This window comes from Nocardioides oceani (genome assembly GCF_030412965.1).
Classification (GTDB): domain Bacteria; phylum Actinomycetota; class Actinomycetes; order Propionibacteriales; family Nocardioidaceae; genus Nocardioides; species Nocardioides oceani.
In genome coordinates this window covers 193,243-212,929 of record NZ_JAUHJQ010000007.1, presented here as the reverse complement: position 1 = coordinate 212,929, position 19,687 = coordinate 193,243, and the positions used below count along the sequence as shown (strand labels likewise).

At 74.4% G+C, this 19,687-nt stretch carries 22 protein-coding genes and 1 riboswitch; of the genes, 3 read left to right on the top strand and 19 right to left on the bottom strand.

All coding sequences use genetic code 11. The annotated features are described in order from the left end of the window. Nucleotides 1-626: HNH endonuclease signature motif containing protein (locus QWY28_RS16920; protein WP_300953740.1), on the top strand; the 626-nt coding region annotated here is incomplete at its 5' end. 796 nt (nt 627-1,422) lie between these two features. On the opposite strand, the gene QWY28_RS16915 is transcribed toward QWY28_RS16920, so the two are convergent. The 6 genes from QWY28_RS16915 to QWY28_RS16890 are packed head-to-tail and all read right to left on the bottom strand — an operon-like array spanning nt 1,423 to nt 7,948. Beyond that, nucleotides 1,423-2,436 (bottom strand): alpha/beta hydrolase, encoded by a 1,014-nt coding sequence (locus tag QWY28_RS16915; RefSeq protein ID WP_300953739.1) that lies wholly within the window; start codon nt 2,434-2,436, stop codon nt 1,423-1,425. Nucleotides 2,437-2,458: 22 nt separating this feature from the next. Then, nucleotides 2,459-3,679 carry a sigma-54-dependent transcriptional regulator family protein gene (locus tag QWY28_RS16910; protein WP_300953738.1) on the bottom strand — a complete coding sequence of 407 codons (1,221 nt, stop codon included), beginning with the start codon at nt 3,677-3,679 and terminating at the stop codon, nt 2,459-2,461. Between the two features lie 34 nt (nt 3,680-3,713). Next, entirely contained in the window at nt 3,714-4,799 is a 1,086-nt protein-coding gene (locus QWY28_RS16905; RefSeq protein ID WP_300953737.1) for an alpha/beta hydrolase family protein, read from the bottom strand. Continuing rightward, a complete protein-coding gene (locus QWY28_RS16900) occupies nt 4,796-5,914 on the bottom strand; it encodes an XdhC family protein (protein ID WP_300953736.1) in 1,119 nt (372 codons plus the stop codon). Before QWY28_RS16900 ends, QWY28_RS16905 begins: the two co-directional genes overlap by 4 nt. Beyond that, complete coding sequence (locus QWY28_RS16895; RefSeq protein ID WP_300953735.1) at nt 5,907-7,049, bottom strand: vWA domain-containing protein; 1,143 nt, start codon at nt 7,047-7,049, stop codon at nt 5,907-5,909. Before QWY28_RS16895 ends, QWY28_RS16900 begins: the two co-directional genes overlap by 8 nt. Beyond that, a complete protein-coding gene (locus QWY28_RS16890; RefSeq protein ID WP_300953734.1) occupies nt 7,046-7,948 on the bottom strand; it encodes an AAA family ATPase in 903 nt (300 codons plus the stop codon). The genes QWY28_RS16895 and QWY28_RS16890 overlap by 4 nt, the downstream gene beginning before the upstream one ends. Nucleotides 7,949-8,048: 100 nt before the next feature. Here QWY28_RS16890 and QWY28_RS16885 point away from each other — a divergent pair, with 100 nt between their 5' ends. After that, a complete protein-coding gene (locus QWY28_RS16885; protein ID WP_300953746.1) occupies nt 8,049-8,306 on the top strand; it encodes a DUF3253 domain-containing protein in 258 nt (85 codons plus the stop codon). On the opposite strand, the gene QWY28_RS16880 is transcribed toward QWY28_RS16885, so the two are convergent. From QWY28_RS16880 to QWY28_RS16820, 13 genes are all read right to left on the bottom strand, one after another. Further along, nucleotides 8,278-9,207, bottom strand: coding sequence for an aminoglycoside phosphotransferase family protein (locus tag QWY28_RS16880; RefSeq protein ID WP_300953733.1), 930 nt, complete (start codon nt 9,205-9,207; stop codon nt 8,278-8,280). The genes QWY28_RS16885 and QWY28_RS16880 overlap by 29 nt on opposite strands. Then, nucleotides 9,204-9,734, bottom strand: a complete 531-nt coding sequence (locus tag QWY28_RS16875) for a nucleotidyltransferase family protein (RefSeq protein ID WP_300953732.1) — start codon at nt 9,732-9,734, stop codon at nt 9,204-9,206. The genes QWY28_RS16880 and QWY28_RS16875 overlap by 4 nt, the downstream gene beginning before the upstream one ends. A 2-nt stretch (nt 9,735-9,736) precedes the next feature. Beyond that, nucleotides 9,737-10,405: a hypothetical protein gene (locus QWY28_RS16870; RefSeq protein WP_300953730.1), complete on the bottom strand. Its 669-nt coding sequence runs from the start codon at nt 10,403-10,405 to the stop codon at nt 9,737-9,739. Beyond that, nucleotides 10,402-10,941 carry an RNA polymerase sigma factor gene (locus QWY28_RS16865; RefSeq protein WP_300953729.1) on the bottom strand — a complete coding sequence of 180 codons (540 nt, stop codon included), beginning with the start codon at nt 10,939-10,941 and terminating at the stop codon, nt 10,402-10,404. The genes QWY28_RS16870 and QWY28_RS16865 overlap by 4 nt, the downstream gene beginning before the upstream one ends. Nucleotides 10,942-11,047: 106 nt before the next feature. Next, on the bottom strand, nt 11,048-12,679 hold the full coding sequence (groL, locus tag QWY28_RS16860) for a chaperonin GroEL (RefSeq protein WP_300953728.1): 1,632 nt from the start codon (nt 12,677-12,679) through the stop codon (nt 11,048-11,050). 194 nt (nt 12,680-12,873) lie between these two features. After that, the gene (locus QWY28_RS16855) at nt 12,874-13,731 is read right to left on the bottom strand and encodes an ATP-grasp domain-containing protein (protein WP_300953727.1); all 858 of its coding nucleotides are present in this window, start codon (nt 13,729-13,731) and stop codon (nt 12,874-12,876) included. Beyond that, entirely contained in the window at nt 13,728-14,060 is a 333-nt protein-coding gene (locus tag QWY28_RS16850) for a hypothetical protein (RefSeq protein ID WP_300953726.1), read from the bottom strand. Before QWY28_RS16850 ends, QWY28_RS16855 begins: the two co-directional genes overlap by 4 nt. Then, nucleotides 14,057-14,878, bottom strand: a complete 822-nt coding sequence (locus tag QWY28_RS16845; RefSeq protein WP_300953725.1) for a TylF/MycF family methyltransferase — start codon at nt 14,876-14,878, stop codon at nt 14,057-14,059. Before QWY28_RS16845 ends, QWY28_RS16850 begins: the two co-directional genes overlap by 4 nt. 66 nt (nt 14,879-14,944) lie before the next feature. Then, complete coding sequence (locus QWY28_RS16840; RefSeq protein WP_300953724.1) at nt 14,945-15,220, bottom strand: MoaD/ThiS family protein; 276 nt, start codon at nt 15,218-15,220, stop codon at nt 14,945-14,947. A gap of 27 nt (nt 15,221-15,247) precedes the next feature. Then, nucleotides 15,248-16,513, bottom strand: a complete 1,266-nt coding sequence (gene thrC / locus QWY28_RS16835; RefSeq protein ID WP_300953723.1) for a threonine synthase — start codon at nt 16,511-16,513, stop codon at nt 15,248-15,250. A gap of 11 nt (nt 16,514-16,524) precedes the next feature. Further along, nucleotides 16,525-16,669: riboswitch (SAM riboswitch) on the bottom strand. Between the two features lie 129 nt (nt 16,670-16,798). Beyond that, complete coding sequence (gene otsB / locus QWY28_RS16830) at nt 16,799-17,641, bottom strand: trehalose-phosphatase (RefSeq protein WP_300953722.1); 843 nt, start codon at nt 17,639-17,641, stop codon at nt 16,799-16,801. 80 nt (nt 17,642-17,721) lie between these two features. Beyond that, nucleotides 17,722-18,237 carry a LytR C-terminal domain-containing protein gene (locus QWY28_RS16825; protein WP_300953721.1) on the bottom strand — a complete coding sequence of 172 codons (516 nt, stop codon included), beginning with the start codon at nt 18,235-18,237 and terminating at the stop codon, nt 17,722-17,724. A 5-nt stretch (nt 18,238-18,242) separates the two neighbouring features. Further along, on the bottom strand, nt 18,243-18,539 hold the full coding sequence (locus QWY28_RS16820) for a DUF3263 domain-containing protein (RefSeq protein WP_166192651.1): 297 nt from the start codon (nt 18,537-18,539) through the stop codon (nt 18,243-18,245). A gap of 121 nt (nt 18,540-18,660) precedes the next feature. On the opposite strand from QWY28_RS16820, the gene QWY28_RS16815 reads away from it, so the two are divergent. Continuing rightward, on the top strand, nt 18,661-19,680 hold the full coding sequence (locus tag QWY28_RS16815; protein WP_300953720.1) for a Gfo/Idh/MocA family protein: 1,020 nt from the start codon (nt 18,661-18,663) through the stop codon (nt 19,678-19,680). The last annotated feature ends 7 nt before the right edge of the window (nt 19,681-19,687 follow it).

Below are 19,687 nucleotides of genomic sequence, written 5' to 3'. Positions count from 1 at the left end.
TCTCCATCCCCGAGCTGCACGGCGCGATGCTGCACAAGATGCTGCTCGCCTTCGCCGCCCCGAAGCACCAAGCCGCCACCAAGGACGCAGCCGAAGAGCCCGAGGTCGAACGGCGCCCCTCGCCGGAACGGATGGGCGACGCCCTCTGCGAGCTGCTCGAGCGCCTCCCGGCCGACAAGCTGCCGCAGCTCGGCGGACTCAACGCCACCGTCGTGGTCACCATGGACCTCGACTCCCTCCTGGGCGGCCTCGCGCCCGGCGTGCTCGACGACGGTGGAGTCATCTCCGCCGCCACCGCCCGCCGGCTGGCGTGCGAAGCCGGACTCGTCCCCGCTGTGCTTGGCTCGAACTCCGAGCTGCTCGACCTCGGCCGACGGTCCCGACTGTTCTCCGGTGCGCAACGCCGCGGGCTCAACGTGACTCAGCCGACCTGCACCGCCGACGGGTGCGACTGGCCGGCCCACCTCTGCCACGCCCACCACGACCAGCCCTGGTCACACGGCGGCACGACCGACTTCGGCAACGCCCGCAACCTCTGCCCCCGCCACCACGCACGCATCCACGACCCCGCCTACGAGACCACCCACCTGCCCGGCGGCAAGGTCGCCTTCCACATGCGGACATAGACCGCTGGCCGGTTTCGAGACGCGCGCCAGCGCGCCCTCCTCAACCAGCTGGAGCCCGGTCTTCTCACAGACGTCCTTCGACCACCGCCACCACAGCGGTCGACCCCCGCCTGCCCGCAACCCGAACAGCAACCGCGACCAAGCACCTCGACCACAGCGGCGCGCAACCACGCCTTTCTCAAACCCTCCTTGCACCGCACCGCCCGACGGCCCGACGACCACCCCCGAGGACCTGCGCACCTCACCGGGTCGCGACGACGCTCGCCAAGGCTCCCTGCTCGACCAGCGAATCAGGCCCCTCGCACCTCACCGGGTCTCGACGACGCTCGCCAAGGCTCCCTGCTCGACCAGCGAATCAGGCCCTGCCCGCCTCACCGGGTCTCGACGACGCTCGCCAAGGCTCCCTGCTCGACCAGCAAGTCAGGCCCCCCGCACCTCACCGGGTCTCGACGACGCTCGCCAAGGCTCCCTGCTCGACCAGCAAGTCAGGCCCTGCCCGCCTCACCGGGTCTCGACGACGCTCGCCAAGGCTCCCTGCTCGACCAGCAAGTCAGGCCCTGCCCGCCTCACCGGGTCTCGACGACGCTCGCCAAGGCTCCCTGCTCGACCAGCAAGTCAGGCCCCCCGCACCTCACCGGGTCTCGACGACGCTCGCCAAGGCTCGCTGCTCGACCAGCAAGTCAGGCCCCTCGCACCCCACCGGGTCTCGACCACGCTCGCCAAGGCTCGCTGCTCGACCAGCAGAGGGTCGGCCGGTCGGCGGGCTAATTGCTCGGCCAGGAAGTGCCGGTCTCAGTCAGGGCGTGCCGACCGCCCGGCGCAGGGCGGCGCGGGCGGAGGCGCGGAAGCGGGCCGTGCCGGGTGCGGAGTCGGCGTGGTCGACGTCGGCGGCGTGGTACATCCCGGGCTCGACGTGGACGTCGCAGGCGACGCCGGCGGCGCGGAGGCGGGCGGCGTACTCAAGGTCCTCGTCGTGGAACAGGTCCAGGTCGCCGACGCCGATCCACGCGGGCGGCAGGTCGGCGAGGTCGACGCGGCGAGCGGGCACGGCGTACGCCGGGAGCCCGGTGCCGTCCTCGGCGGGCGGGCGGCCGAGGAAGGAGGTCCAGGCGAACCGGTTCGACGCCGGCGTCCACAGGAAGCGGCCGCGGCCGCCGTGCTCGGTGCACAGCACGGTGCGGTCGTCGAGCATCGGGTAGACGAGGAGCTGGAAGGCGACCGGCAGGCCCTCGTCGGTCGCGCGCTGCGCCAGCGACGCCGCCAGCAGCCCACCGGCGCTCGCCCCGCCGACGGCGATCCGCTCCGGGTCCACGCCGAGCTCCACGGCGTGCTCGTGCAGCCAGGCCAGCGCGGCGGCGCAGTCGTCGAGCGGGGCGGGGAAGGGGTGCTCGGGGGCGAGGCGGTACTCGACGCTCACGACGACGACGCCGACGTCGCGGGCCAGCTCGCTGCACAGCCGGTCGTCCTGGGCGGCGGTGCCCATGATCGTGCCTCCGCCGTGGATCCACACCAGCGCGCCGCTCGGCTCGGGCCGGCCGCTGGTGGGCACGTGCACCCGCACCGACCCGCCCTCGGGCAGCTCGTGCACGCCGACCGCGACGCCGTCGACCGGCTGGGTCGCGGCGCCGTACACGCGCCGGGCGACACGCAGGAGGGTGGGGTTCGCGATCGCGACGGGCGCCCACAGCATCGGCGTGCGCATGGTCCTCGGCACCTCGCGGACCGCCCGCGCACGGCCGAGGACGGCGCCGACGGCGGCAGCGCCGACGGTGATGGGGGCGAGCGGGAGCAGGCGAGGGCGCAGCGTCACCCGGACGACGCTAGCGGCCGAGTCAGGAGCGGGCGACGGCCAGGCGGCCCTTGAGCAGCGGCACCGCGGGGTGGGCCGTGCCGTCGAGGCGGGCCAGGCAGGTCTCGAGCACGTCGGCGTCGTACGGCGCCAGCTCGCTGTACCGCACGACCGCATCGGGCTGCGGGTCGGCGAGGAGCGCCTCGCGCAGCGCGACGGCGACGTACTCGGCCAGGTCGTGGAGCGCGGGGCTGTTCGTGCCGGGCAGCAGGTCGCCGCGGTAGGCGTCGACCGCGGCCGCCACCTCGCCGCGGCGCAGCAGCGCGAGGACGTGCTCGACGTCGGTGGCGACCGGCATGAGCAGCCGGTAGGGACGCGAGGAGAGCTGGCCACCGAGCGCCGCGCGCAGGTGGGAGACCTCCGCCTTGAGCGTGGAGAAGGTGACCGCCTGGTCGCCGTAGACCAGTGCGTGCAGCTGCTCGAGCGAGAGCCCCTCGGGGTGCATCGCCAGTAGGGCCAGGACCTCGGTCTGCCGGCGGTTGAGCAGCAGCCGCTGCCCGTCGAGACGGGTCTCGGCGGTGCCGAGCAGCGTCATCACGAGCCCGGGGTCGCGCGTCTCCTCCAGGGCGCCGTGCATGCGCGAGCGCGGCATCGCGGTCTCGATCAGCCGCGCCATCACCCGCGCGGTGGCCAGCCCGATCGGGTGCGTGCGCTCCCAGGTCGTGGAGAGGTCGATGACGCCGAGCTGCGCGCCGGTGACCGGGTCGTGCACCGGCGCCGCCCAGCAGACCCAGTTGTGCACGATCGGCGCGTAGTGCTCGGCGCTGAAGACCATCGACGGCGTCCCCAGCCGGTTGGCCAGGTCGAGCGCGTTGGTGCCGACGGAGCGGTCGTCCCACCGGCCGCCGGGCACGAAGTTCACCGACTCGGCCTTGCGGCGCATCACGCGCCCGCCGTACGTCCACAGGATGCGGGTGTCGGGGTCGGTGACGGCGACGACGAGGTCGCCGTCCTCGGCGGTACGCCGCAGCTCGGCCTCGACGCGCTCGACGGCGACCTGCAGCGGGGAGTCGCGCCAGCGGCCGGCGGTCTCGCCCTCGTCGGCCAGCGGCGCCTCGGTCACGTCCGTGCCGACCGCGGTGGAGCGGCTCCAGCTGCTCAGGATCTCCGGGCGCACGGCACCGGGGGCGTCGCCGTGCTCGACGAACGACGTCCAGGCACGGACCGCCTCGCGTCGGCGGTCCTCGAGCTCCCCCACCGTCATGCGCGGGACCGTAGCACCGAACAGGTGACCGGGGTCACACGCTCAGCTGAACTCTCAGGAACTCCACGGTCCGCCGCATCGAGTCACCGAAGCGCGGCCCGAAGGCGTGTCCCTCCCCCTCGTAGACCTCCAGCTCCGCGTCTGCTCCGGCCTCGCGCAGCAGCCGGTGCGTCTCCCGCGACCAGGCGATCGGGCAGGTGTCGTCGGCGGTCCCGTGCAGGACCAGCACCGGCTCGGTGACGCGGTCGAAGTACGTGCGGGACGACAGGTCGCGGTAGAAGCGCGGGTTCTCCCGTGGGGTCCCGAACCGGTCGTAGTAGGCCGCGAGCTCCTCGGGCCGGTTCGGCTCGGTGAACTGCCGGATGTTGTCGACGAACCGCGAGCTCACCGACGCGAAGACCACCGCCGCGTCGACCAGTCCCGGCTCGGCGACCAGCGCGTTGAGCGTGACGCCGCCGCCCATCGAGCGGCCGAGCATCGCGAGCCGGTCGCCGTCGACGTACGGCTCGCGCTCGAGCGCCCGCACCGCGCCGATCGCGTCGCGGGTGTAGGCCAGCCGGCTCTCGCGGTCGACGTCGCCGACCGGGTCGGAGCCGGCGTGGCCGCGGTAGTCGGTGTGCAGGACCACGAAGCCGGCCGCCGCCAGCCACTCCTGCTCGCGCGACAGCCCGCGGCCGAGGGTGTAGATCGCAGGGTCGATGTACCCGTGGTTGAGCACGACCGCCGGGAACGGTCCGCGGCCGCGCGGCACGAGCAGCTCACCGGAGACGGTCGCGCCGTCGACGGTGTACGTCACCGCCCAGCTGCGCCAGCGGTCGGTCGCCGCCAGGGTCGCGGTCCGCCGCAGCCGGCCGCCCTCGACGTCCTCGCGCATCAGCGCCGGCAGGGAGACCCGGTGCCGGACCGGCGGAAGCGCCTGCGGGTCGGCGCTCGTGCCGCCCGACGACGGTGCGCTCGACGACGGTGCGCTCGACGACGGCTCGGTCGGGGAGGGCACCGGCGTCGCGGGCGGGGTGGTCTCGGTCGGGCCACCCGCGGGGTCGTGCACCGGCTCGTCGCTGCACGCGGCGAGTGGCACCGACAGCGCGGCCACCGCGACGAGCGCGACGAGCCTCCTCACCGGTGGATCCGCCCCTCGGTGCGCGCGAGCGGCTCACCCGACCCGCCCCACCGCCCGGCGATGATCTCCGCGGCGATGCTGACCGCGGTCTCCTCGGGCGTCCGCGCGCCGAGGTCGAGGCCGATCGGGCTGCGCAGCCGGCCCAGCTCCGCCTCGGTCACCCCGGCCTCCCGCAGCCGCTCGAGCCGGTCGTCGTGGGTCCGCCGGGAGCCCATCGCCCCGATGTAGGCGACCTCCGGCAGCCGCAGCGCGACCTCGAGCAGCGGCACGTCGAACTTCGGGTCGTGGGTGAGCACCGTGACCACCGTCCGGCCGTCGACGCGGCCGGCCTGCTGCTCGGCCCGCAGGTACCGGTGCGGCCAGTCCACGACGACCTCGTCGGCGTCGGGGAACCGCGTCGCCGTCGCGAAGACCGGCCGCGCGTCGCACACCGTCACGTGGTAGCCGAGGAACGCCCCCACCCGCGCCACCGCCGCCGCGAAGTCGATCGCCCCGAAGACGAGCATCCGCGGCTTCGGCGCGAACGCCCACACGAAGACCCGCATCCCCTCGCCGCGCCGCTCGCCGTCCGGCCCGTACGTCAGCACCCCGCTGGTCCCCGCCGCGAGCAGCCCGAGAGCGTCGTCACGAACCGCGTCGTCGGCTCGCGCGGACCCCAGCGAGCCGCTCGCCGGCCCGTCCGGCCGCAGCAGCACGCGCCGGCCGAGCCGGCCGGCGTCGGGGTGCTCGATGACGGTCGCGACCGCCACGGGCCGGCCCGCCTCGAGGTCGGCGGCGACCTCGGCCAGCTCGGGGAACGTCGCCCGCGACACCTTCTCGACGTACACGTCGAGGATCCCGCCGCAGGTCAGCCCGACCGCGAAGGCGTCGTCGTCGGAGACGCCGTACCGCTCGAGCACCGGCTCGCCGGACCCGACGACCGACTGCGCCAGGTCGTAGACCGCGCCCTCGACGCAGCCGCCGGAGACCGAGCCGACCGCCGTGCCGTCCGGGCCGACCAGCATGGAGGCGCCCGGCGGGCGCGGGGCCGAGCGGAAGGTCGCGACGACCGTGCCGACCCCGACCTCCTCGCCGGCCTCCCACCACGCCATCAGCTCCGGCAGGACCTCACGCACGGGCGACCACCTCCACGACCTCGGCGTACGTCGCCAGCGAGTGCCCGGCGACGAAGTCGTCGACGTGCGGCAGCACCGCGACGACCCCTTGCTGCACCGGCTCGTAGCCGGCCTTCCCCCGGTGCGGGTTGACCCAGACCAGGCGGTGCGCGACGCGGGAGAGGCGCTCGGCCTGCTCGGCCAGCAGCGCGGTGTCGCCGCGCTCCCACCCGTCGCTGAAGACGACCACGACCGCGCCGCGGGCCATGCCGCGGCGGCCCCAGCGGATGAGGAACGACTGCAGGTTCTCCCCCAGCCGCGTGCCGCCCGACCAGTCCGGCACGGTCTCGCCGGCGGCGACGAGCGCCCGCTCGGGGTCGCGCACGCGCAGCGCACGGGTCAGGTGGGTGAGCCGGGTGCCCAGGGTGAAGGTCTCCACCGAGCCCGGCGCGGCCTGGGTGAACCGGTGCGCCAGCCGCAGCAGCGCGTCGGCGTACCCGCTCATCGAGCCGGACACGTCGACCAGCAGCACGACCCTCCGCGGCCGGGTCGCCCGCCGGCGGTGGACGACCTCGGCCGGCTCCCCCATCCGGCGCAGGCTCGCGCGCAGGGTGCGGGCGGCGTCGACGTCGCCGCGGTGCCACGACCGCTGCCGGGCGCTGCGCCGGTGCGGCGCACGCGGGCGCACGGTCGCGAACAGCGCGGTGAGCCGCGCCCGCTCGGCCGGCGAGAGCGCGGCCACGTCACGGTGACGCAGCACCTCGGTGTCGCTGGCCATCGCGCGGACCACGTCGGCGTCGTCCTCGGGACCCTCGCCGGCGCCCGCGGCGTCGCTCAGCGGGAGGGCGGCGTACGTCGTCGTGGTCGGCGCCGCGGGCCGCGGGCGCGGCAGGCCGGTGCGGTGGTCGAACCACGCCGCGAAGACCTGGTCGTGCCGCGCCAGGTCGTCCGGGCCGGCGCAGAGCGTGGCGCGGCCGGCGGCGCGGGTGCCGTCCTCGGCGGGGCCGAGCAGCGCGACGGCCGCGAGGTACTGCTGGGCGCGGTCCTGGGTGACCGCGACCCCGGCCGCCCGCAGCGCGCGGGTGAACCCGAGCAGCACCTCGTCGGCGTCGTGGACGGCCGCCGTCCCGGCCGTCCCGGTCCTCGCGGTCGTCACGGGGCGAGCACCCGGTCCAGCGCGGCGCGCACACGCTCGCCGTCCTCGCGGTACTTCACCAGCGCGCCCAGGCTCGCGGCCGCCGTCGCGAGGTCCAGCTCGGTGGCGCCGAGGTGGTGCAGCGCGCGGGCCCAGTCGAGGGTCTCCGCGACACCGGGCGGCTTGACCAGGCCGGTGTCGGCGCGCAGCCGCTGCACGAGCTCGACGACCTGCCGGGTCAGCGCCTCCGAGACCTCTGGCGCCCGCGACCGCACGATCGCCACCTCCCGCTCCAGCGCCGGGTGGTCGATCCAGTGGTAGAGGCAGCGCCGCTTGAGCGCGTCGTGCAGCTCGCGGGTGCGGTTGGAGGTCAGCACCACGACCGGCGGGGTCGCGGCGCGCACGGTGCCGAGCTCGGGGATCGTCACCTGGTACGTCGACAGCACCTCGAGCAGGAACGCCTCGAACTCGTCGTCGGCGCGGTCCACCTCGTCGACCAGGAGCACCGCCGGGCTCTGCTGCAGCGCCGCCAGGACCGGGCGCGCGAGCAGGAACCGCTCGTCGTACAGGCTCTTCTCGGCCTCCGCCACACCGCCGACCCCGGCGGCCGTCCCGCCGGCCGCCTCGAGCGCCCGCAGGTGCAGCACCTGGCGCGGGAAGTCCCAGTCGTAGAGCGCCTGCGTCGCGTCGATGCCCTCGTAGCACTGCAGCCGCACCAGCGGCAGCCCGAGCGCCTCGGCGACCGCCTCGGCCAGCGCGGTCTTGCCGGTGCCCGGCTCGCCCTCGAGCAGCAGGGGCCGGCCCATCCGGAGGGCCAGGAACGTGACGGTCGCGAGCTCGGGGTCGCAGAGGTAGCCGGTCGCGCCGAGCCGGCGGGCGACGTCACCGGGCTCCAGCGCGTCCGTCGTCCCGGCTGTCATGCCCCGAGGCTACGGCCCCGGTTGTTGGGCGCCGGTTGGTCCACCGCCGCCGCCCCAGGAGCCGATCCACGCGGCTGGTTCACTGGTGGACGTGGACGACATGGGTGCCCGGCTCGAGCGGTCGATCCTCGACCTGCTCGCGCAGCGCGACGAGGGGAAGACGATCTGCCCCTCCGACGCCGCCCGCGCGGTCGGGACCGCCGACGGGTGGCGCGACCTGATGGAGCCGGCGCGACAGGCGGCTCAGCGGCTCGTCGAGGCCGGCGAGGTCGAGGTGACCCAGCGCGGCGAGGTCGTCGACCTGCCCACCGCCCGCGGGCCGGTGCGGATCAGACGAGCCGCTCCGCGCTCTCGATGAACGTCCGGCCGACCGTCGCCGCACCGAACGACGTGACGTGGAGCCCGGTCGAGACCCGCTCGAGGAAGCCCCACTCCCAGATCGCGGTGCGGTCCAGCCCGGTGCGGTCGGCCAGCAGGTCGGCGTACCGGCCGAGCACCTGCGGCGCGTCGGGGCCGCGCAGCCGGCCCGTCCACTCCCGCAGGGTGACGCCGAGGTCGTAGGCCGGGTCGGCCCGGAAGCCGTCGGGGTCCACGAGCACGAAGCCGGCCGGGCCGCCGGTCCTGCCCTGCCGCAGGCGCAGCACGTTGGCCGGGTGCGGGTCGCCGTGCACCACCACGCAGCGGTCCGGGTCGTGCGCGGCGGCCCGCCGCCCGGCGCAGTCGAGCGCATGGGCGCGCACCCGCGGCGCCAGCGGCCGGCCGAGCCGGTCGTCGAGCTCGACCACGAGCCGCGCGAGCGTGCTGGCCTTGTCCTCACCGGGGAGCACCTCCGGGGCGGCGGCCAGCGGGACGTGCCAGGCCTCGCGGAGCGTGTCGGCGAGGACGGCCAGCGTGCGCTCGGGCTCCCACGCGAGCCGCTCCAGCGACGGGCCCAGCGCCTCGAGCAGCAGCGCGCGGCTGGCCGGGTCGTGGTCGTGGAGCAGGACGTACCCCCGGCCCGCGGCCGCGCCGAGCGTCCGCGGCTCGTCGGCCGGGTCGGGGTCGGGCACGGGCACCTTCACCACGCGCGGCTCACCGGCCGCGGTCGTCGCGCCGACGACGTACGACGCGCTGCCGCCGGGCAGCGGGCGGCCCCAGGTGAGCCCCCATCGCTCGGCCAACCCGTCCAGCACGCGCGGCAGGTCCGCGACCCACGCCGCGCCGGCATCGCCGAGCGAGGCGACCCGCGCGCGGGTCAGCGGCTGGAGGCGGATGCTCACCGGGCGTCGACGTCCTGGCCGGTCGCCAGGTCGCCGCACTCCACGAGCACCACCTCGTGGCTCGCGAGGTAGCCCTTGGCCCCGCGGTCGCCGCCGGTCTCGGCCAGCACCCCGGCCCAGTGGTCGCGCCCGAGCAGCACCGGGTGGCCGGGCACGCCGGCGTACGCCGCGCGGGCCAGCGACCCCGCTGCGGCGTGCCGGCCGACCCGCGCCACCACCTCCGGCACCAGGTCCGGCAGGTCGACCAGGGTCACCACCACCGCCTCCGCGGCCGGGTCGGCCGCGGCGAGCCCGGCCCGGAGCGAGGCCGACATGCCGTCCGCCCAGTCCTGCGCCACGACGTACGCCGTGCGAGGCGGCAGCAGGGCGAGCGCGTCGTCGGCGCGGGCGCCGAGGACGGCCGTCACCCGGTCGCAACCGCCCGCGCGCAGCACGTGCACGGCGCGGGCCAGCCAGTCGTCGACGAGCGCCTTGGGGGTGCCCATCCGGCGGCCCGCGCCGGCCGCGAGCACGATCCCGTGGAGCACGCTCAGCCGCCGAACGCCTCGGCGTAGAGCGTCTGCAGCTCGCCAGTCGCCGGGCCGCTGAAGCCGCAGACCGTCACCCGGCCGTCGGTGGCCGAGACGAGGTACTGCTCGCCGTCGCGGAAGTCGACCGCGCCCACGAGCAGCTGCATCTGCTCGGCCGGGGACTCGACCCGGACCTCGTCGGCCTCGGTGCCGGCGTACTGCTCGTCGACCGCCAGCACGACCGTGTCGTCGGCGACCTCCTCGACCGTGCCGAGGAAGGCCACCTCCTGCCCGGCCAGGACGTCGGCGGTCGGGACCATGCAACGAGCCTCCTGCGCGGCCGGCGCGGCCAGGGTGAGCACCGCGGGGGCGTCGGTCCCGCCCCCGCCGGCGGTCGGGGTCCGCTCGCCGTCACCGTCGCCGGTGGTCGTCACCGCGACGGCCACGCCGCCCAGGACGAGCACCGCCGCGGCCGCGGCGATCCAGGCGAACGGGGCGCGGCGGGGGGTGCGGCCGCTGGTCTCGGTCTCGGTCTCGGTCTCGTGGTCGGTGCTGCTCATCGTCGCCTCCAGGAGTCGGGCCACCCGGTCGGGGTCGGCGGGGGCGAGGGAGGCGGCCGGGTCCACGGCACGCAGCCGCTCGCGCAGCCGCGGGTCGTCGTCGAGCTGCCCGTCGAACGGCTCGCTCATGACCTGCTCCTCCCTCTCGACCCCTCATGTCCGGCAGGCGACCCGATCTTTCGCAGCTCCTCGCGGAGCCTCCCGCGGGCGCGGTGCAGCCGGATGCTGACCGCGTTGGGGGTCAGCCCGAGCACGGCCGCGATCTCCGAGGGGCCCAGCTGCTCCCAGGCCCACAGCCGCAGCAGCTCGGCGTCCTCGGCGCGCAGGGCGGCGAGCGCCTCGTCGAGGGGCACGTCGACCTCCGGCTCGTCGGCGGTGACCGCGGCGGGCGGGTCGAGGGCGGCCACCCTGCCGGCGACCCGACGCTGCCGGCGGGCGCTGCGCTCGGCGTTCGCGAGGGCGTGGCGTGCCACGGCGTACGCCCACGGCAGCGGCTCCTCGGGCACCTCCTCGAGCCGGCGCCAGCAGACGAGGAGGGTCTCGGAGAGGACGTCGTCGGCCGTGGCGGGGTCGGTACGTCGCGCCAGGTAGCGCCGCAGCGGCTCGACCAGCCCCGCCGCCAGCGCCTCGAACCGCGCCCTCCGGTCCTGCTCGTCGCCCGCCACGGTTCCACCCTCGCACGGCCCGAGGACGACAGCAGGGCCCCCGCCGGAACGGGGGCCCTGCTGGTGGTGCGGGGTGACGCGGGAGCTGGTGCTCCTGATCAGTCGATCAGAAGTCCATGCCGCCCATGCCGCCGGTCGGGTCGCCACCCATGGGGGCGGCCTTCTCCGGCTTGTCGGCGACGACGGCCTCGGTGGTGAGGAACAGGGCCGCGATGGACGCCGCGTTCTGCAGCGCCGACCGGGTGACCTTGGCCGGGTCGATGATGCCCTCGGCGATCATGTCGACGTACTCGCCGTTCGCGGCGTTGAGGCCCTGGCCGGCGGGCAGGTTGGCGACCTTCTCCGCCACGACGCCGCCCTCGAGGCCGGCGTTGATCGCGATCTGCTTGAGCGGGGCCGAGGTGGCGACGCGGACGATGTTGACGCCCGTGGCCTCGTCACCGGTCAGGTCGAGCTTGTCGAACGCCGTGGCCGAGGCCTGGACGAGCGCCACGCCACCGCCGGCGACGATGCCCTCCTCGACGGCCGCCTTCGCGTTGCGGACGGCGTCCTCGATGCGGTGCTTGCGCTCCTTGAGCTCGACCTCGGTGGCCGCGCCGACCTTGATCACCGCGACACCGCCGGCCAGCTTGGCCAGGCGCTCCTGCAGCTTCTCGCGGTCGTAGTCGGAGTCCGACTTCTCGATCTCGGCACGGATCTGGTTGACGCGACCGGCGATCTGGTCGGCGTCGCCCGAGCCCTCGACGATGGTGGTCTCGTCCTTGGTGATGACGACCTTGCGGGCCTGGCCGAGCAGCTCGATCCCGGTGGTGTCGAGCTTGAGGCCGACCTCCTCGGAGATGACCTGGCCGCCGGTGAGGATCGCGATGTCCTGCAGCATGGCCTTGCGGCGGTCGCCGAAGCCCGGGGCCTTGACGGCGACGGACTTGAAGGTGCCGCGGATCTTGTTGACGACCAGGGTCGACAGCGCCTCGCCGTCGACGTCCTCGGCGAGGATGACGAGCGGCTTGCCCGACTGCATGACCTTCTCGAGGATCGGCAGCAGGTCCTTGACGTTCGAGATCTTCTGGTTCGCGATGAGGATGTAGGGGTCCTCGAGGACCGTCTCCATCCGCTCGGGGTCGGTCACGAAGTACGCCGAGATGTAGCCCTTGTCGAAGCGCATGCCCTCGGTGAGCTCGAGGTCGATGCCGAAGGTGTTCGACTCCTCGACCGTGATCACGCCCTCCTTGCCGACCTTGTCCATCGCCTCGGCGATGGCGTCGCCGACGGTGGTGTCGCCACCGGCGGAGATGGTGGCCGTGGCCGCGATCTGCTCGCGGGTCTCGACCTCCTTGGCCATGCTGTGGAGCTGCTCGGACACGGCCTCGACGGCCGCCTCGATGCCGCGCTTGAGACCCATCGGGTTCGCGCCGGCCGCGACGTTGCGCAGACCCTCGCGGACCATCGCCTGGGCCAGGACGGTCGCCGTCGTCGTGCCGTCACCGGCGACGTCGTCGGTCTTCTTCGCGACCTCCTTGACCAGCTCGGCGCCGATCTTCTCGTAGGGGTCCTCGAGCTCGATCTCCTTGGCGATGCTCACACCGTCGTTGGTGATCGTGGGGGCGCCCCACTTCTTCTCGAGGACGACGTTGCGACCCTTGGGGCCGAGCGTGACCTTGACGGCGTCGGCGAGCGTGTTCATGCCACGCTCGAGGCCGCGCCGGGCCTCCTCGTTGAATGCAATCAGCTTGGGCATGTTCCTGCGGTTCCTCACGCTGGAAGTTGCGGACCCGGCTCGATGGGCTGCCCGCGACGGACGGTCCTGCGGACCCGGCGAACCCTTTCTCGCCGGCGCGAACGGACCTCAGCTGGCACCGATCCGGTTGTCACTCTCATGGCGAGAGTGCCAAGTCCATGTTTAGCACTCGCCCCAGGCGAGTGCAAGAAGAGTCAGGAGCCCCGGAGGACGGAGACGACGAGGTCCGCGAACGGCCCGGCCAGGTCCGGGGCGAGGTCGAGGTAGAGCCCCGGCTCGATCAGCTCCAGCTCGCCGACCGCCCAGCCGTCGTCGAGAAGCACCAGGTCGACCCGGGCGTACGCCGGCGGCGCGCCCAGTCGGCGGGCGGCCGCGGCCACGGCCGCCCGGGCGACCTCCGCGCGGGCCGGGTCGACGGCGACGGCGACCGAGCTGCCGCCGTACAGCTCGTGCACGCGGACCTCCCCGCCGGACGGCCGCTTGTCGACCTGCACGACCACCTCGCCGCCGAGCACCCACATCGACGACTCCCCGACGGTGCGCACCGACTCGACCAGCGGCTGCACCACCCACGGCCCGGCGACGAGCCCCTCGAGCCGCGGGTCGTCGGTGGACTCCGCCACGACCACCCCGACCCCTCCGGCACCGGTCCGGGGCTTCACGACCACGGTGCCCCACCGGTCCAGCGCGGCAGCCAGCCCGGCGACCAGCCCGCGGTCCTCGAGCAGCGCGGTCGGGACGACCGGCACGTCCTCGGCGAGCTCGAGCAGGTAGGCCTTGTCCGCGTTCCACCCGACCACCCGGGAGCCCGGCAGCAGCCGGGTGCCGGCCTCGACCGCGCACACCCAGCCGAGGAACTCGGCGTACCGCCGCTGGTAGTCCCACGTCGAGCGCACCACCACCAGGTCCGCCGCCGCCCAGTCGACCTCGGGGTCGTCCCAGACGGCCCACTGCGCGTCGACCCCGCGCTCCCCCAGCGCCGCGACGAGCAGGTCGCCACCGGCCTCGCCGTCGGGGAGCAGCCCGAACGTCGCGAGGAGGACGCGCGTCACCGGCCGGTGAGGCGCTTGAGCCGCGCCGGCACGGCGACGACCGCACGGCCGGCGCGCCAGGTGGTGCTCGCGCGCACCTCGGCCAGCTCGCGCTGGAGCCGGCGCGCTCGGCGCTCGGCCGCGGTCGCCCGCGCCTCGGCCTCGGCCGCGCGGCGCTCGGCCCGGCGGGCCCGTCGCTCGGCGCGCTCGAGGTCGGCGGCGACCGCCGCGTGCATCTGCTTGGTGGCCTTGGCCCCGAACCGCCGGGCCGCCTTCAGCTCGGTCTCGAGACGGCGCAGGCCGGCGTCGGCGGCGTTCTCGGCGGCGGGCTGCTGGTCCTGGCCGCTCACGACTTCCTCCAGAACACGCCGGCCCAGTCGATCGTCTCGATCGGGTCGGTGATGCCGCGTGCGTCACGGAAGTCGTGGATCGCCTGGGCGCAGGCCGGCACCGCGCCGTAGTCGTCGACGATGACGTACCCGCCCGGCGAGACCTTGTCGTAGAGCGCGTCGAGGGCGTCCATCGTCGAGGAGTACATGTCGCCGTCGAGGCGCAGCACCGCCAGCCGCTCGATCGGCGCCGTCGGGAGCGTGTCGCTGAACCAGCCCTTCAGGAAGCGGACCTGGCCGTCGAGGAGGTCGTAGCGGCGGAAGTTCTCCTTGACCTGGTCGACCGAGATCGCCAGCTCGTCGCGCGTGTGGTGCTGGTCGCCGGCGTCGGCCTCGAACCGGCCGTCGGGCGCGGGCAGGCCCTCGAAGGAGTCCGCGACCCACACCGACCGCTGGGTGTCGCCGTGCGCCTTGAGCACCGCGCGCATGTAGATGCAGGAGCCGCCGCGCCACGCGCCGGTCTCGATGAGGTCACCGGGTACGCCGTCGGCCAGGACGCTCTCGACGCAGGCCCGGACGTTGGCCAGCCGCTTCATCCCGATCATCGTCTCGGCGTCGGCGGGCCAGTCACGGCCCTCCTCGCGCCGGCCGGCGTCGAACTCGCCCGCCTCGACCATGCGGACGTCGCGGCCCTTCATCGCCCTGCGGACGAGGTCCCACAGGTAGGACTCGTAGGAGCGCGACGGCAGCTTCACCGTCACGTTGCGTCCCTCGAACCCGTAGCGGGTCAGCATCTTGGCCATCAGGTCGAGGTAGAGGTCGGCCGCCGGGTTGGTCACGGCGCCGACCCTAGGCGACGAACCGGTGCGGGGTCCGCGGCCCGCCCGGGTCGTGGGCGTGTCGGCTCAGCCGCCCGCGACCGCCGGGATGACCGAGACCTGGGTGCCGTCGGGCGTGGGCGTGGCCAGGTCGTCGAGGAAGCGGACGTCGTCGTTGCCGACGTACACGTTGACGAACCGGCGCAGCGCGCCGTTGTCGTCGAGGATCCGGCCCTTGATCCCGGCGTAGCTGGCGTCGAGGTCGTCGAGGACCTCGGCCAGCGTGCCGCCGGAGGCGGTCACCTCGGACTCGCCGCCGGTGTAGGTGCGCAGGATGGTGGGGATGCGGACGGAGACGCTCAACTCAGGGCTCCTGGGTTCTCGGGCGGGTCAGGCCAGGCCGGTGGCGGCGAAGGCGGCGTACGACGGGGCGATGGTCGCGGCGGGGCCGACCGCGCCGGAGACCGCGTCGAGGGTCTTGAGGCCGTGGCCGGTGTTGATGACCACGGTCTCGAGCTCGGGGTCGAGCTGGCCGGACTCGACGAGCTTCTTCAGCACGCCGACCGTGGTGCCGCCGGCGGTCTCGGTGAAGATGCCCTCGGTGCGGGCCAGCAGCACGATCGCCTCGCGGACCTCGTCGTCGGTGATGTCCTCGACCGCGCCGCCGGTCTGCCGGCACACGTCGAGGACGTAGATGCCGTCGGCGGGGTTGCCGATCGCGAGGCTCTTGGCGATGGTGTCGGGCTTGACCGGGCGGATCGCGTCGACGCCGGCCTTGTAGGCCACCGAGACCGGCGAGCAGCCGGCCGCCTGCGCGCCGTACACCTTGTAGGGCTTGTCCTCGACCAGGCCGAGCGTGATCAGCTCCTGGAAGGCCTTGTGCACCTTGGTCAGCTGCGAGCCGCTCGCGACGGGGATCACGATCTGGTCGGGCAGCCGCCAGCCGAGCTGCTCGGCGATTTCGTAGCCCAGCGTCTTGGAGCCCTCGGCGTAGAAGGGGCGGACGTTGACGTTGACGAACGCCCAGCCCTCCTCCTCGCCGGCGATCTCCGAGGCGAGCTTGTTGACGTCGTCGTAGTTGCCCTCGACGGCGACCAGGGAGTCGGTGAAGACCGCGGAGTTGACCTGCTTGGGCTGCTCGAGGTTGCTCGGGATGAACACGACGGTCTTGATGCCGGCGCGGGCGCCCGCCGCGGCGACCGCGTTGGCGAGGTTGCCGGTGCTCGGACAGGCGAAGACCTTGCTGTGGAACTCCCGCGCCGCGCTCAGCGCGCAGGCGACGACCCGGTCCTTGAAGGAGTTGGTCGGGTTGGTGGAGTCGTCCTTGACCCACAGCTTGGTCAGGCCCAGCTCGGCGGCGAGGTTCCTGGCCTCGAGCAGGCGGGTGAAGCCCGGCTCGGTGTTGGGGCTGGTCTCGATGTCGGTCGGGACCGGCAGCAGCGCCTTGTAGCGCCAGATGTTGCGCGGGCCGGCCTCGATCTCCTCGCGGGTGACCTGAGGGAAGTCGTAGGCGACCTCCAGCGGCCCGAAGCACTCGCTGCACGCGTAGTGCGGGCCCAGCTCGACCTCGTTGCCGCACTCGCGGCAGACGAGGGCCCGGGCGTTCCCGAACGCGCCCTCGCGGATCCGGGACTTCTCGACAACGGCAGCGCTCATGACCGACCTCCTTCTCATCTTCCCCGGGTCACGACGGTCGTGCCGGGCGGAATTGGCACCGTTACCGACGACCGACCCGGGAGTACCGGGGGCGGAGGCGCGTTGGCGGTTGCCGGGACTTCACAGGGCCGTTCCCTCTGTCCCTCTGGATGAGCTGTCGTGAAGACTACGTCGCCGCATCCCACTCCGTGAAACCGGGTCCCGCGATGTGGACTCCTCGCTCGCCCGGTGGACCGCCACGGGGCCGACTCGACCGGCCCCAGGTGACGACTCGGCGGAGACGGGTCAGCGGGCGGCGCGGGCGTCGGCGGCGAGGCGACGCAGCAGCTCGAGGACGCCCTCGGGGCCGTGGACGACGACGTCGGCGCGCTCGACGAGGGCGCTGACCTCGTCGGAGGCCGAGCAGACCAGCAGGGTCGGCAGGCCGTCCTTGCCGAGGGCGGCGACGGCGTCGAAGGCCTCGAGGTCGCCCAGGTCGTCACCGGCGAAGAGGAACGCACCGGCCCCGACCTCGGCCACGAGCGCGTCGACCGCCTTGCCCTTGTCCATGCCGGGCGCCCGGACCTCGATCACGTTGCGGCCGGGCTCGAGCACCAGGCCGTTGCGGCCGGCGAGGTCGCGCAGCACGGGCAGGAGGCGCTCGAAGGCACCCTCGGGGTCGGGCAGCCGGCGGGTGTGGACGGCGTGCGCCAGACCCTTGTGCTCGACCCAGGCGTCGGCCGCGCCGGCCCCGCGCAGCGCCCGCGGGAGGTCGCGGAGGAACGTCGCGAGCCCGTGGGGCGGCCGCGGGGAGACGATGCGGCGGCGGGTGGAGGACCAGCGCTCGTTGCCGTACTGGCCGAAGAGGTACAGCTCCTTGCCGGCGTCACCGATCGCGTTGCCGACCTCCTCGAGGCCCCCGAGGTCGAGGGCCTGCCGGGCCGGGCGGCCGGTGACGACCGCGACGGCGGCCACGACCTCGGCGAGGTCGACCAGCACCTCGGGTGCGTCCGGGTGGATGTGCGCCTGGGTGGGGTCGTCGACGATCGGCGAGAGGGTGCCGTCGAAGTCGAGGCCGACGACGGCCCGGTCCGCGGCGCGCACCAGCGCGGCGTACCGGCGCTCCCCCTCGGGCGAGGTGAACTCCATGTCCCCCAGGTTCCCAGACGCGGGCGACGCCCGCACGTGGCGCCGCTCACGGAGCAGCGCCGCAGGGGCGGCGCTGCGGGTCAGTCCAGCGGGCCGGTGAGGATGACGGTCAGCCGGTCGAGCCGCATGGGGTCGACGGCCGGCATCGTGCGGTCGACGCCCAGGTCGAGGGCGAGCAGCTTCGCGGCACGCTCGAGGCGCGGCGGGAAGTAGACGGTGGAGGCCGGGATGGTGCCCACCCAGTTGTCGGAGCCCACGACCTGCCAGCCTGCCTGGCCGGCCTGGTCGGAGACGGTGCCGGCGAGACCGGTGATGCCGGAGTTGTTGTAGACCTCGACGTACACCTCGGAGCGCTGCACCGGCGGCTTGGCCGGCTTCGGCTTCTTCGTCGGCTCGGCCGCGGTGGTGGTCGGCGCGGCCGTCGGCGTCTCCTTCGCCGAGATCGTCGTGATCTCCCGCTCGGTGGGCTCGCCGCCGCGCGTGGCGACGAAGGCGATGCCGGCCATCGCGACGGCGATGATGCTGAGCATCACCACCGGCGAGGGGAAGACGAAGCCGCGCTGGTCGCGGTGACGGGCGGTGCGCGGGGCGGCCACGGCGCTCAGACCTCGAAGCCGAGACGGCGGGCCGAGCGCTGGCGCTGGCGCTGCGAGCGGAGGCGACGCAGGCGGCGGACCAGCAGCGGGTCGGCCTCGAGCGCCTCGGGACGGTCGATGAGGGCGTTGAGGACCTGGTAGTAGCGGGTCGAGCTCATGTCGAACTTCTCGCGGACCGCGGTCTCCTTCGCGCCGGCGTACTTCCACCACTGGCGCTCGAACTCGAGGATCTCTCGGTCGCGGTCGCTCAGGGTCGGCGTGGCCCCGGCCTCGTGGCCGTCGAGGGCGTTCGCGGCGTCCATGCGCAGTCTCCCGGGAGCTGGTGTGGCGATAGGTGTCCGGACGCAACTGTAGGCGACGAACCACACCGGTGTCATTCGGCTCGCCAGGTCCGTCCAGGGGTGTTGTGGGAGTCTCTCCGGCGTGACCGAGCCCGCCACCGCACCCACCCGTTGGGGCATCCTCGCCACCGGCAAGATCGCCCACACCTTCGCCCGCGACCTCGCGCTCGTGCCGGACGCCGAGCTGGTCGCGGTCGGGTCCCGCCGCCCCGAGGCCGCCGAGGCGTTCGCCGGGGAGCACGGCGGTCGTCCGCACGGCTCCTACGAGGAGCTCGTCGCGGACCCCGAGGTCGAGGTGGTGTACGTCGCCAGCCCGCACGCCCTGCACCTCGAGCACGCGCGCCTGGCGTTCGAGGCCGGCAAGCACGTCCTGTGCGAGAAGCCGCTGACGCTGACCACCGCCGACGCCGAGGCGATGGTCCGGCTGGCGCGCGAGCACGACCGGTTCCTCATGGAGGCGATGTGGACCGCGTGCCACCCGCTGGTCCGGGCCGTGGCCGAGCAGGTCCGCTCGGGGCGGTTCGGCACGCCCCGCCACCTGCACGCCGAGCTCGGCTTCCGCGTCGACGCCGGGCCCGACGACCGGATGCTCGACCCGGCGCTCGGCGCGAGCGCCCTGCTGGACATGGGGATCTACCCGCTGACCTTCGCCCACCTCGTGCTCGGTGAGGCCGAGCAGCTGACCGGCACCGCAGCGCTCTCCGACCGCGGCATCGACCTCGACGTCGCCGTCAGCGGCCGCTACCCCGGCGGCGCGCTCGCCACCATGACCGCCTCGATGACGTCGTGGTCCTCGCGGGCCGCCGCGATCGCGACCGACCTCGGGCGGATCGACGTCCCCGACTTCCACCACCCGACCACCGCGACGTTCACGCCGTACGCCGACGGCAGCACCAACGACGAGGACGTGCGCCGCGAGCCGGTCGAGATCGTCGCGGACGACCCGGTCGTCGGGCGCGGCTACGGCAACGAGATCGCCGAGGTCGGCCGCTGCCTGCGGGCCGGCCTGCGCGAGAGCCCGTGGGTGCCCCACGAGCAGACGCTGACGCTCATGCGGCAGATGGACGCGGTGCGCGCGCAGGTCGGGGTGGCGTTCGGCTGAGGCCCAC